This is a genomic window from Stappia sp. TSB10P1A (assembly GCF_900185725.1).
Classification (GTDB): domain Bacteria; phylum Pseudomonadota; class Alphaproteobacteria; order Rhizobiales; family Stappiaceae; genus Stappia.
Map to the genome: position 1 here is coordinate 1 of NZ_FYAU01000022.1, position 935 is coordinate 935.

General features: G+C 67.2%; 2 protein-coding genes. Both read left to right on the forward strand.

Features of this window, described 5'->3' with window-relative positions:
• Positions 1 to 445, forward strand: a 445-nt coding sequence (locus TSB10P1A_RS08575) for a phage protein GemA/Gp16 family protein (protein WP_186387510.1), incomplete at its 5' end; no start/stop codon positions are given.
• Positions 445 to 816: a helix-turn-helix domain containing protein gene (locus TSB10P1A_RS08580; protein WP_186387511.1), complete on the forward strand. Its 372-nt coding sequence runs from the start codon at positions 445 to 447 to the stop codon at positions 814 to 816. The genes TSB10P1A_RS08575 and TSB10P1A_RS08580, both read left to right, overlap by 1 nt.
• Positions 817 to 935: the final 119 nt, after the last annotated feature.

Here is a 935-nt window from a genome sequence, read left to right on the forward strand (position 1 = left end):
CGGGCCTTTCGCGGGCAAGCTGCAGGCGCTCTGGATCGCCGCTTATAATCTCGGCGTGGTCAAGACCAGCACCGACGAGGCGATGATGGCCTTCGTCACCCGGCAGACCGGACTTGCGCATGCGCGCTTCCTGCGTTTCGCCGAGGACGCGGAAAAGGCGATCGAGGCCATCAAGGGGTGGACGCGCCGCGAAACCGGCGCGGATGGCCTGTATCGCAAGGATCGATCGCGGTCGCCGCTGCTGAACGACCCGCGCTTTCAGATCCTGATGGTCCAATGGGCGCGGCTGATCGCCCTGGAGGCGGCGCCCGCTACGTCGCTCGATGAATGGGTCGGCAGGATGCAGGGCAAAGCCTATGCGGAGCTTACCCGAGACGAGTGGATCGACCTGATGAATGTCCTGGGCGCGCGCCTGCGCGAGGCCCTGGCAAAGCGGGGCGCGTGATGACACCGGCCCCCGTCAGTCTGCCCGCTGCGCCCGATGTGCCGGCCAATCTCGCCGGCTATGTCGAGGCGCTCGGCGTCGACGGGGCGATCCGCTTTTTCTGCGAATTCGGCGGGTCGGAGATCTACATCCCCGCCTCGCCGACGGGGCGCTCCCAGGCGGTGCTGGCGATCGGGGCCGACGCTGTCGCAAGGCTTGCCCGGTGCATGGGGCCGGGCTACTACAAGGTGCCGCTGGCAAAGCGGTGGGTGGCACAGGTGCTTTTCTCCAGGGGGGAAAGCCTCAACAGCATTGCCCGCAAAGTCCGGGCGGATGTCGCCACCGTCCGCCGGTGGCGGCTGCCGGACGCAGAGCAGCTACGGCTTTTCTGACCCGCGCGGGTAGCATCCCAATTCAAGTGGGTACAATGCCCACTTGGCCCCGACCCGCGCAGCCGCGCGGATGATATCCCCGAACCGAACCTGCCAGAGTGACATGACAGAGCGCCGGG